The organism is Halosimplex rarum, from assembly GCF_047715405.1.
In the GTDB taxonomy this organism is placed as follows: domain Archaea; phylum Halobacteriota; class Halobacteria; order Halobacteriales; family Haloarculaceae; genus Halosimplex; species Halosimplex rarum.
Window position 1 is genome coordinate 50,619 of record NZ_CP180412.1, and the last position, 13,593, is coordinate 64,211.

Sequence of the window (13,593 nt, forward strand, 5' to 3'; positions counted from 1 at the left end):
CCCGCGGCTCCGATCGGTTCCGGGGCGGTCGGTGGACGAGACTCGGCGCAGTCCGGTGCGGCGGCGGGAGAACGCGGTCGAACCATCTGTGTCAGCAGGTAACGAACCAGCGCGGGTTGATGCCCCTGCCTGAATACGCGCGTCGGGGGCGACCGCGCCGAAAACGATTTATCGACCGAGACGAATTACTCCGGTAATGACGCGGCACGTCGTGCCCGCGGCGGCGTTCATTATTGCCCCGTCAGGGGCATAGTACCAACTTTCTCGGGGCACGACGGTTCGTTCGAACTCGACAGCGCCGCCCGTCTCGTCCGGCGCTGTGACCGTGCGTTCGTCGCGCGCTCGCTCTCGTTCGGGCCCGCTCGTGCCGTGAGTCGTGACCTATCGACGGCGACACACCGACCAGCGTTCGATCCGCGGTGAGTCGTCGCGTACCGCCTGCGAACTGCCACGACGAGACGCATCTGCACGATGCCAGAACGACTACCCGAACACTACGACCCGAACGCGGTCGAACAGACGGTCAAAGACCACTGGACGGACGCCGACGCCTTCCCCGGCGTCGACGCGCCCGCGGAGACCAGTCACGCGTACGAATACGCCAAACAGCGGGCGGCCGAGCGGTGCGCCGACGGCGAGGACTTCTACTTCCTCGACGGGCCGCCGTTCACGAGCGGACGGATGCACGTCGGCAACGCCTGGGGGAAGATCCTCAAGGACGCCCTGCTGCGCTATCACCGGATGCAGGGCCGCGCGGTCCGCGCTCGCCCCGGCTACGACACCCACGGGCTCCCCGTCGAGGTGAACGTCGAGCAGGCCCACGAGTTCGAGACCAAGCAGGCCGTCGAAGACTACGGCGTCGCCCGCTTCGTCGACGAGTGCCGCGAGTTCGTCGAGGAGCAGCGCGCGGTCATGGACGAGGAGTTCCGCGACCTGGCGGTGTGGATGGACTGGGACGACGTGTACCAGACGATGGACGCCGAGTACGTCGACACGGTCTGGGACGCCTTCGCGGCGCTGTACGAGTGCGGCCTCGTCGAACGGGGCCACCAGGTCGTCAACACCTGTCCGCGCTGTGAGACGGCCGTTTCGGACTCGCGGCTGGAATACGAGGACCGGGCGGTCGGCGCCGTGTACGTCGGGTTCGCGCTCCGTGACCGACCGGGCACGCTCGTCGCGTGGACGACGACGCCCTGGACCGTCGTCGGCAACCAGTTCGTCGCGGTCGACGCGGACGGGGAGTACGCCGTCGTCGAAACACCTGATGGGCTCCGATACGTCGCCGCCGAGCGCGTCCCCGCGGTGATGGACGCCCTCGGCGTCCCCGCGGACGACTACGCGGTCACCGAGACGCTCCCGGGAAGCGACCTCGTCGGCGCGACCTACGACCACCCGCTCGCGGACCGTCTGCCCGACCACCCGACGCCGCGGGGGACAGTCGCCCACGCCGAGTACGTCGAGACGGGCGGCGACGGGACAGGCGTGGTTCACAGCGCACCGGGATTCGGCCACGAGGACTTCGAGCGTGCGCGGGCTCTCGGAGTCGGCGACCGAGCGTACTCGCCGGTCGACCTCGCCGGACGGTTCACCGCGGAGGCGGGGCCGTTCGCCGACCTGCGAGTCCACGGCGAGGGTCGAGCGGCCGTCCTCGACGCCCTCCGCGAAGCCGGGGCGCTCCTCGCGACGGAGCAGTTCACCCACGAGTACCCGCAGTGCCCGCGCTGTGACACCGACGTCGTCATGCGAGCGGCCGAGCAGTGGCTCGTGGGCGTGACGGGGCTGAAAGACGACCTGCTCGACGCCGTCGGCGAGACGACGTGGTACCCCGCGGAGGCGCGGGACGGACGCTTCCGCAACACCGTCGAGAACGCGCCGGACTGGAACGTCTCCCGCCAGCGCTACTGGGGGAGTCCGCTCCCGGTCTGGCACTGCGGCGACTGCGGCCGCGACGTGGTCGTCTCCTCGCGCGCGGACCTGGCCGATCGGGCGGGGCTCGACGACGCGCCGGAGGACCCGCATCGTCCGGTCGTCGACGAGGTGACGGTGCCGTGTCCCGACTGCGGCGCGGACGCGACGCGCGTGGAGGACGTGCTCGACGTGTGGTTCGACTCCGCCGTCGCGTCGTGGGCGAGCCTGCGGGAGCGCCCGAGCGAGAACCCCAGACCCGACGACTGGCCCGCAGACCTCGTCGTCGAGGGCAACGACCAGACGCGGGGCTGGTTCCTGATGCAGCTGTACCTCGGGGTGGCGTTCGCGGACCGGGCGCCCTACGAGGAGGTGCTGATGCACGGCTGGGCGCTGCTGGACGGCGAGCCCATGTCGAAGTCGCGTGGACACGTCTTGCGACCGCCGGAGGTCGCCGAGGCGCACGGTCGCGACGCGCTACGGGCGCACCTGCTCGGCCACGAACAGCAGGGCCAGGACGTGACGATGACCTCCGACATGGACGGCGTCGAGACGACGCGCGAGCGCTTCGACGTGGTGTGGAACGTCGCTCGGTTCGCCGCGATGTTCATGGCCGAGGACGGCTACGAACCGACGCTCGCGCTCGCAGCCGACGCCGAGGACTGGACTGTCCTCGACGAGTGGGTCCTCGCCCGACTGCGCGAGGTAGTCGAGACTGCGACCGAGGCCTTCGACTCCCGCGAACCGAACGTCGCACTCGATGCGACTCTCTCGTTCCTCGTCGAGGACGTCTCGCGCTACTACGTCCAGTCGGTCCGGGACCGCGTCTGGACCCCCGATTCGACCGCGGACAAGCGGGCGGCCTACGATACGCTCGGGACGGTCCTCGCCGCCTCCGTCCGCTTACTCGCGCCGTTCGCGCCGCATCTCGCCGAACGGCTCTACCACGCGCTCGACGGGCCGGGGGACGCCGATGAACCGACGGTTCATGCCACTGAGTGGCCCGAAGTGGACGCGCTCGACCTCCCGTCTCGGCCTGACCTGGTCCGGCACGTCGACGCGCTCCGGGAGGTCGAAGGAGCGGTCGCGACTGCCCGCCAGGAGATGGGCCGCAAGCACCGCTGGCCGGTCGCGGAGGTGGTCGTCGAGACGGCCGAGGGAGCGGTCGCGGAGGCGGTCGAGACCCACCGCGACCTGCTGGCCGAGCGGTGCAACGCCGAGCGCGTCGCGCTCACCGACCGGTATCCGGCGCGCGAACGGGTGGTCGTCCCCGAGATGGACGCGCTCGGGCCGCGGTTCCGGGAGGACGCGTCGGCCGTGGCCGACGCCGTCGAGGGACGGCAGGCTGCCGAGTTGCCGCTGTCAGTCACCGTCGGCGGTCGCGAGTACGAAGTCACCGAGAACATGGTCTCCGTGGTCGAACGCGTCCCCGACGGGGTGTCCCGCGTTCCCTTCGACGGGGGTACCGTCTACGTCGACGAGTCGCTGCCCGAGGAGCTACGCCGGAGGGGCCTCGCGCGCGACGTGACGAGACGCGCCCAGGAGATGCGCGCCGACCTCGACCTGGCGGTCGACGAGCGGGTCCGGCTGTCGGTCGTCACCGACGACACGGAGGTCCGGGCGGCCGTCACCGACCACGCCGATGACCTGCGCGCCGCCGTCCGAGTCGACGACCTCTCAGTCGCCGGAGACGGGAGCGGCACGACCGGTGAGTACGAACTCGTGCGCGAGTGGACGGTCGCCGAGTCGCGGGTGACGCTCGGGATGGAACCGACGGCCATCTCCGCTGTCGATTCGAGGTGAGTCGGTCGGAAGGATAGGAGGACGGGATGTCCACTGCGAGGCGGGGAACGGGAGCGTGTGACCGTGCGCCGCCCCGGCGTCTTCGAGTGATGCGCCATCGGGTATAAAGGGCCGTCAGACTTCGGGCTGACGACCGGCAGACGCCGGCCGATTTCGGCTCGTTCCTCCGTTCCGTCCGCCGCCACTCGGCCGATCGCTCCGCGCCGAACACCCGTTCCGACCGGCTAATTATGTGATTATATACCTATTATTGTCACAATCCCCTTCCTGTATAATAATCCCACAGCCATGCCGCGTTTTACTGGACGAATCCGATTTATTTTTACCAGAAGTCAACGACTGTCCACGTATGGGATCCGACGTAAACCCGTTCGCGAGCCTACAGGAACAGATCGACGAGGCCGCCGAGTACCTCGACGTCGACGAGGGCATGCTGGATCGGCTGAAAAACCCCGAGCGGATCCTGGAGACGAACCTCTCGGTCGAGATGGACGACGGCTCGATCGAGGTCTTCCGCGCGTTCCGCTCGCAGTTCAACGGCGACCGCGGGCCCTACAAGGGCGGCATCCGCTACCACCCGCAGGTCTCCCGCGACGAGGTCAAGGCGCTGTCGGGCTGGATGGTCTACAAGACGGCGACCGTCGGCATCCCGCTGGGTGGCGGGAAGGGCGGGATCATCATCGACCCCGACGACTACTCCGAGGACGAACTGGAGCGCATCACGCGCGCATTCGCGAAGGAACTCACCCCCATCATCGGTGAGGACCGCGACGTGCCCGCGCCGGACGTCAACACCGGCCAGCGCGAGATGAACTGGATCAAGGACACCTACGAGACCCTGGAGAACACGACCGAGCCGGGCGTCATCACCGGCAAGGACATCTCCAGCGGCGGCTCGGCGGGACGCGTCGAGGCGACCGGCCGCTCGACGGTCATCGCCGCCCGCGAGGCCTTCGACTACCTCGACAAAGAGGTCGAGGGTGCCACCGTCGCCGTCCAGGGCTACGGGAACGCCGGCTGGATCTCCGCGAAGCTCATCGACGAGATGGGCGCGAACGTCGTCGCCGTCTCCGACTCCAGCGGCGGCGTCTACAGCGAGGACGGCCTCGACCCCGTCGCCGCCAAGGACCACAAGCGCGAGACCGGCAGCGTCGTCGACTACCACGAAGCCGACGAGGAAGTCACCAACGACGAGCTCCTCCAGCTCGACGTGGACCTGCTGATCCCGGCCGCCCTCGAGAACGCCATCGACGAGGAGATCGCCCGCGGCGTCCAGGCCGACGTCATCTCCGAGGCAGCCAACGGCCCGATCACCCCCAAGGGCGACGACGTGCTCGAAGACAAGGACGTCATCATCGTGCCGGACATCCTCGCCAACGCCGGCGGCGTCACCGTCTCGTACTTCGAGTGGGTCCAGAACCGCCAGCGCTTCTACTGGGACGAGGAGACCGTCAACGAGCGCCTCGAAGACATCACCGTCGAGCAGTTCTGGAACCTCGTCGAGGCCTACGAGGAACACGACCTGCCGAGCCTCCGCGTCGGCGCCTACGTCGTCGCCATCCAGCGCGTCCTCGACGCCGCCGAACAGGCCGGCACCTGGCCGTAGCCCGCGACCGACACTTTCGCGTTCGTCGACTTCGTCCGAGCCGTTTTGTTTTAATCTGCGTTTCCGATCGTTCGGTCGGCATTCTCGCCTCGGAGCTAAGCTTATATCGCATCGGCCCGACTTTCCGATAACTACGATCAGGTACCGTGTCTATCCTGTTCGTTCGTGAGATAATACGTGCCAAAGGGTGTTAATACACCTTAGTGTGGATATAACGGTCATATAGTCTATCAGGCCAAGCGTTTTATCGGGGTGTCGGGTAGCACCCAAGCACATGAGCGGATTCTCTCGTGACGACGGGGACCACCGGCTGGCGGACCCGGCCGACGCGCGGTCCAACTGCGGCGTCGGGGTCGTGATGGACCTCGACGGCGACGGTGGGCACTGGGTCCTCTCCGACGGACTCGAACTGCTGGAGAACCTCGAACACCGCGGCACGACCGGGGCCGAGGAGTCGACGGGCGACGGCGCGGGCGTCATGATCCAGACGCCCCACGACTTCTTCGCCGACGAGGTCGACGCGGGTCTCACTCCCGGCGAGTACGCCGTCGGTTCGTTTTTCCTCCCGAGCGACGACGCCGACGCGCGCGACGAGCTCGAGTCGATCGTCGAGTCGCAGTTCGCCGACGAGGGCCTCGACGTGCTGGCGTGGCGGACGGTCCCGACGGACAACGCCGAACTCGGCCAGACGGCGCTCGACTCCGAACCGGAGGTCGTTCAGGCGTTCGTCGAGTCGGCCGACGGACTGACCGGCGACGAGTTCGACCGGCAGCTCTACACCGCCCGTCGCGTCCTCGAAACGCACGTCGAAGAGACCGAGCCCGCGGGCCACGAGCGCTTCTACGTCGTCTCGCTGGACGCCGACACCGTGGTCTACAAGGGCCTGCTCAAGGGCGAGCAGGTCGCCGACTACTACCCCGATCTGACCGACGAGCGCGTCGACACCACCTTCGCCATGGTCCACGCCCGCTTCTCGACGAACACGCTCGGCGCGTGGCACCTCGCCCACCCCTACCGCGGTATCATCCACAACGGCGAGTTCAACACCATCCAGGGGAACATCAACTGGATGCGCGCGCGGGAAACGGACCTGGACTCTGACGCGTTCTCCGACGTGGACAAGCTCAAACCGATCATCGACGACCCCGAGCAGTCCGACACCGCGAGCGTCGACAACGCGCTCGAACTCCTCATGCTCGAAGGCCGCGACCTGCCCCACGCGCTCCGGATGCTCATCCCCGAGGCCTGGCGCGGCGAGGCCAACGACGTGACCGGTGGCCGCCGCGACTGGTACGACTATCACGCGTCGCTCGTCGAGCCGTGGGACGGCCCCGCGCTCGTGGCCGCCACCGACGGCGACCGCGTCGGCGCCGTCCTCGACCGCAACGGCCTGCGACCCTGCCGCTACGACGTGCTCACCGACAACACGCTCGTCATGGCCTCGGAAGCAGGGGCACTCGACACCGACCCGGCCGAGATCGAAGAGCGCGGACGCCTCCAGCCCGGTCAGCTGTTTCTCGCCGACCCCGACGAGGGCCGGGTCGTCCCCGACGACGAGGTGTTCGAGGACCTCACCGACGAGAAGTACGGCGAGTGGGTCTCGGAGAACCAGATCGACCTCGCCGACATCAACCCCGAGGACGACAACCTACCCGCCCACGAGTTCGACGAGCTGCGGGCCTACCAGGCCCAGTACGGCTACACGTACGACGAGGTCGACCACCTCATCGAGCCGATGGCCGAGAAGGGCAAGGACCCCGTCGGGTCGATGGGCGACGACACGCCCCTCTCGGTCCTCTCGCAGTTCAACCGCCCGCTGTTCACCTACTTCAAGCAGCTGTTCGCGCAGGTGACCAACCCACCGCTGGACTACATCCGCGAGGAACTGGTCACCTCGCTGGAGTCGCGGCTGGGCTACCAGCGCAACCTCCTCGACGAGTCGCCCGAGCACGCCCGCCAGCTGGTCGTCGATTCGCCGATCCTGACCGACCAGCAGACCGAGGCGATCCGCGACCTAGACGAGAACGGCATGTCCTCGGCCATCGTCGACATCAGCTACGACCCCGACGACGTCGACCTGCGCGAGGCCGTCGAGGCGGCCCGCGAGGAAGCGTCGGACGCCGCGACCGAACACGACGTCATCGTCCTCTCGGACCGCGACGGAGGTGCCGACCGCGTCGCCATCCCGAGCCTCCTCGCGGTGGGTGGCATCCATCACCACCTCGTCCGCAACGGCCTGCGCAACCACGTCGGCCTCGTCGTCGAGTCCGGCGATCCGCGGACGGTCCACCACGTGGCGACGCTGGTCGGCTACGGCGCGGGCGCGGTCAACCCCTACCTGGCCTACCAGACCATCGAGGACCTCGTCGCCGGTCCCGACGGCGCAGAACTCTCGATGGCCATCGACGCCTACGTCAACGCGCTGGAGGACGGCCTCCTGAAGACGATGGCGAAGATGGGCATCTCGACCGTCGAGAGCTACCAGGGCGCCCAGATCTTCGAGGCGGTCGGCCTCTCCTCGGACTTCATCGCGGAGTACTTCGAGGGGACGGCCAACCGCACCGAGGGCATCGGCCTCGAAGAGATCGAGGAGGACCTGCTCGACCGCCACGAAGTCGCCTGGGGCGAGGACCCGGACCTGGAACGCCAGGGCGAGTTCGAGAACCGGACGGGCGGCATCCACCACCAGTGGAACCCCGACACCGTCGGCAAGGTCCAGCAGGCGGTCCGCACCGGCGACTACGAGCGCTACAAGGAGTTCGCCGCCGAGATCAACGAGCAGAACGAACAGCTCCAGACGCTGCGCGGCCTGCTGGAGTTCGACTCGGACCGCGAGCCGGTCCCCATCGAGGAGGTCGAACCCGTCGAAGACATCGTGAAGCGCTTCGAGACGGCCGCGATGAGCCTGGGGAGCCTCTCCCCGGAGATGCACGAGAACAACGCCATCGCGATGAACCGGCTGGGCGCCCACGCCAACACCGGCGAGGGCGGCGAACCGCCCGAGCGCTTCGGTACCGAGAAGAACTGCAAGACCAAGCAGGTCGCCTCGGGCCGCTTCGGCGTTACCAGCCACTACCTCTCGGAGGCCGACGAGCTCCAGATCAAGATGGCACAGGGATCCAAGCCCGGTGAGGGCGGGCACCTCCCCGGCAAGAAGGTCAACGAGATGATCGCCCAGATCCGCTACGCGACGCCGGGTGTCGGCCTCATCTCGCCGCCGCCGTTGCACGACATCTACTCCATCGAGGACCTCAAGCAGCTCATCCACGACCTCAAGGCGTCCAACCCGGACGCCGACGTGAACGTCAAACTCGTCGCCGAGGACGGTATCGGTACCATCGCGGCCGGCGTCGCCAAGGCCAACGCCGACAAGGTCCACATCTCGGGCCACGACGGCGGGACCGGTGCGTCGCCCAAGACCTCTATCAAGAACGCGGGTCTGCCGTGGGAGCTCGGCCTCGCCGAGGCCAACCAGATGCTCCGCGCGACGGGCCTGCGCTCGCGCATCGAGGTCACCTCCGACGGCGGCATGAAGACCGGCCGCGACGTGGCCGTCGCCACCCTGCTCGGCGCGGAGGGGTACGCCTTCGGGACCGCGTCGATGGTCACCTCCGGCTGCGTGATGGCCCGCCAGTGCCACGAGAACACCTGTCCGGTCGGCGTCGCCACGCAGAACGAGAAGCTCCGCGACCGCTTCCCCGGCGAGCCCCAGCACGTCATCAACTACATGACGTTCGTCGCCCAGGAACTGCGGGAGATCATGGCCGAACTCGGCTTCGAGACCGTCGACGAGATGGTCGGCCGGCCCGAGGTGCTCGCCCAGCGGACCGACGTGAGCCAGCCCAAGGCGAAGAAGGTCGACCTCTCCGGGGTCATCGCCGAGCCCGCGGGCGACGACGACCGCTACAAGACCCGCGAGCAGACACACGACGTCGCCGACGCGCTGGACTGGGACCTCATCGAGGAGGCCGAGCGGGCGCTCGAATCCGGTGAACCCGTCGCCGTTTCGACGGAAGTAGACAACGTCAACCGCGCGGTCGGCGCGACGCTCTCGAACGAGGTCTCCGCGCGCTACGGCGGCGAGGGGCTGCCGGACGACACCGTCGACGTGCGCCTGGAGGGGACCGCCGGCCAGTCTTTCGGCGCGTTCCTCCAGCACGGGATCACGATGGATCTCGTCGGCACGGCGAACGACTACGTCGGCAAGGGGCTCTCAGGCGGGAAGCTCCTCGTCCGGACGCCCGAGAACGCCAACTACGCGGCCGAGGAGAACGTCGTCATCGGCAACGTCGCCCTCTACGGCGCGACCCAGGGCGAAGCCTACGTCAACGGCATGGCGGGCGAGCGCTTCGCCGTCCGCAACTCCGGCGTCAAGGGCTGCGTCGAGGGCGTCGGCGACCACGGCTGCGAGTACATGACCGGCGGCGCCATCGTCGTACTGGGCGAGACGGGCAAGAACTTCGCGGCCGGGATGTCCGGCGGCGTCGCCTACGTCTACGACCCCGACGGCGGGTTCGCCCGGAAGGCCAACACGGGGATGGTCTCGATCGATCCGACGCTGGACGAACGCGACCGCGAGATGATCACCCGCCTCGTCGAGAACCACGCCGAGTACACCGACTCCGAGCGCGCCCGCGACCTGCTCGACGACTGGGACGCGGAGCTCGCGAACTTCACCAAGGTGCTGCCCGACGCGTACGCCGAGATCATCGAGGAGCGCGAGAGCGCGGACGTCCGCACCGATCTGCCGGCCCCCGCCGCACCGGCCTCGGACACCGGCGTCCCCAGCCACGGCCAGGCCGACGACTGACGATCCAGTCGGTCGCTATTACTTCTCTCCGCTCTGCCGGATCGAACTACGGATTCTCTCGCCACTCCGGGTATACTGTGCTGACGAGTAGGATCTCTACTTTCTCTGGTTCCGGTTAGATGGAGATCGGAATTAATTAGTCCGTAGTCATTTGATGTTTACATATTTACTTGAAACGGAAGTTCTATACGAGAGCGCTAACTGTAGTATAAACAATGAGTAGCGCGGACCGCGGACGCGACCAGCCGCGAGCGATGATTCACAGGCGGATCCTCGACGTCGCGGCCTCTGACCCGGAGGCGTCGCTTGAGGCCATCGCCGACGAGGTCAGCGGCGCGTCGCCGACGCTCGTCGAGCGCGTCCTCGACGAGTACGGCGACCCCGGCAATGAAACCGATTCCACCGGGGGGCACGGCGATGCGGTCGGTTCTCCCGAGTACGACGGCGCCGGCGGCCACGTCACAGCCGACGGCGCGTCGAGCGACGCGAGCGATTCCGACGACACCGCCGCTGCACCGGACGACACCTCCACTGCCACGGGCGAGACCGCTACTACCGCGGACGACACTTCCACCGCCTCGGACGACAGCGCTACTACCACGGACGATACCGCGATGGGCACTGACATCACGACCGAGACCGATGCAGAGACCGCCACTATTGACAACGCTTCGACGGGCGAGACCCTCGCGGACGAAAACACCGACACTGGCGGTGGAGTCGACAACGAGGAACCCGCTACGGACGATGCTGCCATTGCTGGCGACGACACGGCGACCACGGACGACACGGCGACCACGGACGACGATTCGCGCGAATCTGACGCTCCGCCGGAGATCCAGTCGCTGTCGGACAAGCAGCGTCGGACGCTCAGGGCGCTGTACGAGCGCCCGGACGCCTCGCAGGGCGACCTCGCGGAGGAACTCGACGTCACGCGAGCGACGGTCTGTCGCCGGCTCAACGCGATCCCGGGATTCGAGTGGAGCGACAGGCGCGCCTTCGCCGAGTCGGTCTTCGGCGACGAGCAGGTCGCGAGCCGTGAGGAGCAGTCGACGACGCCGGAGAGGGACAAACGAACGGTACCGACCGCCAGCGAGACCGACACGGAGTCGCCGATGTCCGCCGAGTCCACGGGTTGCGACGCGGAGTCGGCGCCGACGCGGGCGGTCGCTCGCCGCGAGTCCGGGCCGGGCGCCGGCGGCGGTGACCCCGGTACCGAGGACGCGGCGCCGGCCGGGACCACCGACCGTCGACTCGCCGCCGTCGAGGACCGGCTGGCGTCGATCGAGTCGCGGCTGGACGACACCGAGGCCGAGGCGGGAGCAGCGCTGTCGCTCTCGCCGGCGCTCGCGCACAAGGTCGTCCACGCCTGTCTGGAGTCCGATCGACTGACCGAAGAGGAGGAACTGGAAGTCCTCCGGTCGCTGATGGAGTGAGCGAGGAGCGCTCGTCCGCAACCACTAAGTCACTCGCTGTCAGTCTCTCGCGTATGTTCCACGCCGGAGTCACGGCCGCAGTCGCCGACGAGCCCGGCGTGTCCGCCGATTCTCCGAAACGCAAACGGTCGTGAGCGGCTCCCGGCGAGCGTGGCGTCCTCGTCGCGGGCCGGCCCCCGGCCGTTCGCACTGCTCGCGGGTCGCGCTTCGCGCTCCCCGCTCACAATCGAGGCGCTCCCTCGCTGGTCGCGCCTCGCACCCGACGACCGATCCCGGGTAGCCTATCACCCACCGACGCGAACTCAACCCCAATGACGACGTTCCAGTTCCGCGGCGTGTACCCCGCGATGTGCACGCCGTTCCACGACGACGGCGGCATCGACTTCGAAACGCACCGACGCGACGCCCAGCGGCTCGAAGCCGCGGGCGTCGACGGCCTCGTCCCCTGCGGCTCGACCGGCGAGTCGGCGACGATGACCCACGACGAACACATCGAGGTCGTCGAAGCGGTCATCGACGCCGTCGACGACGTGCCAGTCATCGCCGGCTCGGGCTCGAACAACACCCGCGAGGCCCTGTCGCTCTCCCGGCGCTCGGCCGAGGCCGGCGCGGACGCGCTCCTCCTCATCTCGCCGTACTACAACAAGCCCGAACAGCGCGGCTTCGTCGACCACTACGAGCGGATCGCCGACGAGGTCGACCTGCCACAGATCGTCTACAACGTCCCCTCGCGCACCGGGCAGAACATCGAGCCCGAGACGGTCGAGGAACTCGCCCAGCATCCGAACATCCAGGGGTACAAGGCGGCCAGCGGCGACATGGGACAGATCAGCGAGATCATCGAACGGACGCGAGACACCGATCTGGACGTGCTCTCGGGCGACGACGGGATGACCCTGCCGATGATCTCGGTGGGTGCGACGGGCGCGATCAGCGTCGCGGCCAACGTCGAACCCGAGCGGACCTGTGCGATGGTCGGCGCGGCGCTCGCAGGTGACTTCGAGCGCGCTCGCGCGATCCACCACCGTCTCGGCCCGCTGTTCCGCGAACTGTTCGTCGAGACCAATCCCATCCCGGTCAAGGAAGCGATGCAGATCCGCGGCTACGGTCCGGCGCGGATGCGCTCGCCGCTGACTCGTCTGTCCGAGGAGTACCGCGACGACCTCGAAGCGGTGCTCGACGACCTGGAAGCCGAAACCTTCGACTACGAGGACGAGTACGCCGAACTAGAGCGATGACGACGGCAATCGCGGTCAACGGCGCGGCGGGACGGATGGGTCGGACGGTCATCGAGACGGCGGCCGAACGCGACGACGTGGAGGTCGTCGTCGGCTTCCACGCGAGCGACGCCGGCGAGGTCGACGGGGTTCCGGTCGTCGGCGCGGCGAGTGTTCCGGACGCGCTCGCCGAGTACGACCCCGACGCGGTCGTGGACTTCTCGACGCCCGAGGCCGCGCTCGGTATCGTCGACGCCTGCGTCGAGGAGGACGTCGCCCTCGTCGTCGGGACGACCGGTTTCGACGCCACGGGGTTCGACGCGCTCGAAGCGGCCAGCGACGAGATTCCCGTGCTGAAGGCCACCAACTTCTCGCGCGGGATCCAGGTACTCCTCCGGACGGTCACGGAAGCCGTCGGCGCGCTGGAGGGGTACGACCTCGAACTGATGGAGACCCACCACAACGGCAAGGTCGACGCGCCTTCCGGGACGGCGAACACCATTCTCGAAACCATCCAGGAGGAGCGGGACGTGGAACCGGTCTACGGGCGCGAGGGCCACGCCCCGCGCGAAGCGGACGAGATCGGCGTCTTCGCCCGCCGCGCGGGGGATGTCCGCGGCGAGCACGAACTCGTCCTCGCCGGCAACGACGAGGTGGTCTCGCTCTCGCACCGCGCCGAGGACCGCGCCGTTTTCGCTGCCGGGGCGCTCGACGCAGCCGTCTGGCTCGCCGACGAGGGCGACGGCTGGCACGAGTTCGACGAGGTCATCGACGCGGACTGACGGAGCCGACCGGACTCCAGACCACGGTCGCTAT

General features: G+C 68.3%; 6 protein-coding genes. All 6 read left to right on the plus strand.

Annotated elements, in window-relative coordinates:
- Positions 1-471 precede the first annotated feature (471 nt).
- The 6 genes from ileS to dapB all read left to right on the plus strand — a co-directional run bounded on the left by ileS (position 472) and on the right by dapB (position 13,559).
- Positions 472-3,708, plus strand: coding sequence for an isoleucine--tRNA ligase (ileS, locus tag ACMGFH_RS00255; RefSeq protein WP_415380772.1), 3,237 nt, complete (start codon positions 472-474; stop codon positions 3,706-3,708).
- A 349-nt stretch (positions 3,709-4,057) separates the two neighbouring features.
- The gene (locus ACMGFH_RS00260; protein WP_415380773.1) at positions 4,058-5,314 is read left to right on the plus strand and encodes a Glu/Leu/Phe/Val family dehydrogenase; all 1,257 of its coding nucleotides are present in this window, start codon (positions 4,058-4,060) and stop codon (positions 5,312-5,314) included.
- 274 nt (positions 5,315-5,588) lie between these two features.
- Positions 5,589-10,124 (plus strand): glutamate synthase large subunit, encoded by a 4,536-nt coding sequence (gene gltB / locus ACMGFH_RS00265; protein WP_415380774.1) that lies wholly within the window; start codon positions 5,589-5,591, stop codon positions 10,122-10,124.
- Positions 10,125-10,339: 215 nt separating this feature from the next.
- Complete coding sequence (locus tag ACMGFH_RS00270; protein ID WP_415380775.1) at positions 10,340-11,560, plus strand: winged helix-turn-helix transcriptional regulator; 1,221 nt, start codon at positions 10,340-10,342, stop codon at positions 11,558-11,560.
- A 311-nt stretch (positions 11,561-11,871) separates the two neighbouring features.
- On the plus strand, positions 11,872-12,798 hold the full coding sequence (dapA, locus tag ACMGFH_RS00275) for a 4-hydroxy-tetrahydrodipicolinate synthase (RefSeq protein ID WP_415380776.1): 927 nt from the start codon (positions 11,872-11,874) through the stop codon (positions 12,796-12,798).
- A complete protein-coding gene (dapB, locus tag ACMGFH_RS00280) occupies positions 12,795-13,559 on the plus strand; it encodes a 4-hydroxy-tetrahydrodipicolinate reductase (protein ID WP_415380777.1) in 765 nt (254 codons plus the stop codon). Before dapA ends, dapB begins: the two co-directional genes overlap by 4 nt.
- Positions 13,560-13,593: the final 34 nt, after the last annotated feature.